Annotated in this window: 1 protein-coding gene and 1 pseudogene; both read left to right on the top strand. The window is 55.7% G+C overall.

Going from position 1 to position 2,220, the window contains the following annotated elements; all coding sequences use genetic code 11:
• Window positions 1–229: 229 nt before the first annotated feature.
• Window positions 230–1,255, top strand: a pseudogene (locus tag K0F88_RS33110) (cache domain-containing protein); the annotation flags it as partial.
• Between the two features lie 144 nt (window positions 1,256–1,399).
• Window positions 1,400–2,113, top strand: coding sequence for a methyl-accepting chemotaxis protein (locus tag K0F88_RS33105; RefSeq protein ID WP_374039769.1), 714 nt, complete (start codon window positions 1,400–1,402; stop codon window positions 2,111–2,113).
• Window positions 2,114–2,220 lie beyond the last annotated feature (107 nt).

The raw sequence follows: 2,220 nt of genomic DNA, 5'->3' as shown, positions 1-2,220 counted from the left end.
GCTACGACATCAATCCGTTGGGCTTCTTCTAAAAACCGGGGGCGATGCAGAGATTTCTGTGCCGCCCTTCAAATTGCTTTCGCGAGCAAGTCGGATCGCCACACCGCCGCCCCCACGGGGTTACGGGGTGCAAATGTGGGAGCGGGCTTGCTCACGAAGGCGTCCTCGATAACCTGACATTCAAGGACTGGATGCCCTGCTCCCCTTGATCGATCCTTTGGAGTCCTCGATGAAAATCCGTTACAAGGTGAGCCTTGTGGCTGCTTGTGTGCTGTTCGTGACAACCAGTCTTCTATCGCTGGTTCAGGTAGAGCAGATACGTACGATTTTGCGCCATCAGGTCGAGGCGAGCATCTCCGAATCGAGCAATGCTGTGGCACGTCAGATTGAAAACTGGCTGAACGGAAAACTGCGTCTGATGGATTTGGCTGCCCAGGCGATCGACAGTCAGTACAGTCCGCAAGCGACCCAACGAATCATCGATTCGCCCATTCTCAAAGATGAATTCAAGCTGGTATTCGGCGCCCTTGAGTCTGATGGAAAACCCATCAAGAACACTGCCTCCTGGAATCCAAAACCTGATTATGACGGTCGCACCCGCCCTTGGTACGCGACCGGAAAAGCCGGTAGCCAAGCCGTTTTAACCGAACCCTACAAGGACTCCACGACGGGTGAAATTCTGATCTCGGCAGTCGCGCGCATCAGCGACGCAGGTCAGTTACTCGGGGTATTTGGTGGTGACATCCGCCTGACTACGGTTGCCGATGCCATCAATACCCTGGATTTCGGTGGGGCCGGTTATGCGTTCCTGCTGAGTAAAAGTGGCAACATTATTTCCCACCCGGACGCCGAGCTTAACGGCAAGCCCTACAACCAGCTTTTCGCAGGCAACGTTCTGCCTCTCGACAGTCAGCTTCAGGAGGTCAGCAGCGGTGGGAAGTCTCTCCTGGTGTCCTTCATTCCGCTCTCCGATCTCAAGGGCATGGATTGGTATATCGGTGTGGTGCTGGATCAGGACATCGTTATGGCCGCTGCCCACATCCTGAGTTGGCGTGCCGTCATCGGTACCGGCCTGGGCGTGCTGATTAGCCTGTTGGTGTTGGGTCTGCTGGTAAGGCGGCTACTGCGACCCCTGGATCAACTCAAGGATTCGTTGGCAGACATCAATCGCGGAGAAGGCGACCTGACCCGCCAACTACCCGTCGTCGGCAATGATGAAATTGCGTTGGTCGCCGGGGAGTTCAACCAGTTCCTGCAGAACCTGAAAGCGCTCATTGGCGATGTGAAAAACAGCTCGCAACGAGTTCGTGAGAGCACCACCGCGACGTCATGCGCAGCGGGCCAGGCAGCCAACCGTGTACAAGTTCAATTACAAGAACTGGATCAGTTGGCCACCGCCATGACCGAGATGGCCTCGACAGCCGAAGATGTCGCCCGTAACGCCCAAACCGCTGCCGAAGCGGCAATCGCTGCTAACGAGGAAACAGCGGACGGGGTTGCTCTGGTTTCCAGATCTACGGGGGCCATCAAGCGTTTGGCTGAAGAGATGGATACCACAGGTCATGCGATCAATGAGTTGTCCACGCTCAGTCAAAGCATTGAGTCCATTGTGGCGGTCATCACCAGCATCGCCGAACAGACCAACCTTCTTGCACTCAACGCGGCCATCGAGGCGGCACGTGCCGGCGAATCGGGACGCGGATTTGCTGTGGTGGCTGATGAGGTGCGCTCACTGGCCTCGCGAACCCAGCAATCCACTCAGGAAATACGCGAGATGATCGACCAGTTGCAGACAGGCGTGAAACACGCCCAAGTGCAAATGCAGCAAAGCCGCGATACGGCCAGCAAGACGGCCGGGGATGCCAACGCAGCCAATGACACCCTGGAGCGCATACGTGAGGCCATTTATCGTATCAATGACATGAACCTGCAGATCGCCGCGGCGGCTGAAGAACAAAGCGCCACGACCGAAGAGATCAATCGCAACACGACCAACATCCGCGATATCAGTCTTGAAGTATCCGGCAGTGCGGACAAACAGGTTCGTCAATGTTCAGTGATGGTGGACCACGTCGGCCAGCAGGACAAACTGCTCAGTCGTTTCAGGATTTGAGTTTCGCAATGGCCTGAGTGCTCAGGCTGCAAACAGTGATAAATCACAAAAACAATTTTCCACCGAGGTAAGAAAGATGAGTGCGGCTTCTCTGTATCCCGTTCGTC

This window comes from Pseudomonas sp. UMAB-40, from assembly GCF_900095275.1.
Classification (GTDB): domain Bacteria; phylum Pseudomonadota; class Gammaproteobacteria; order Pseudomonadales; family Pseudomonadaceae; genus Aquipseudomonas; species Aquipseudomonas mandelii_B.
Note: the sequence above shows the minus strand (reverse complement) of the source record. Positions and strands in the feature narration are given on the sequence as shown.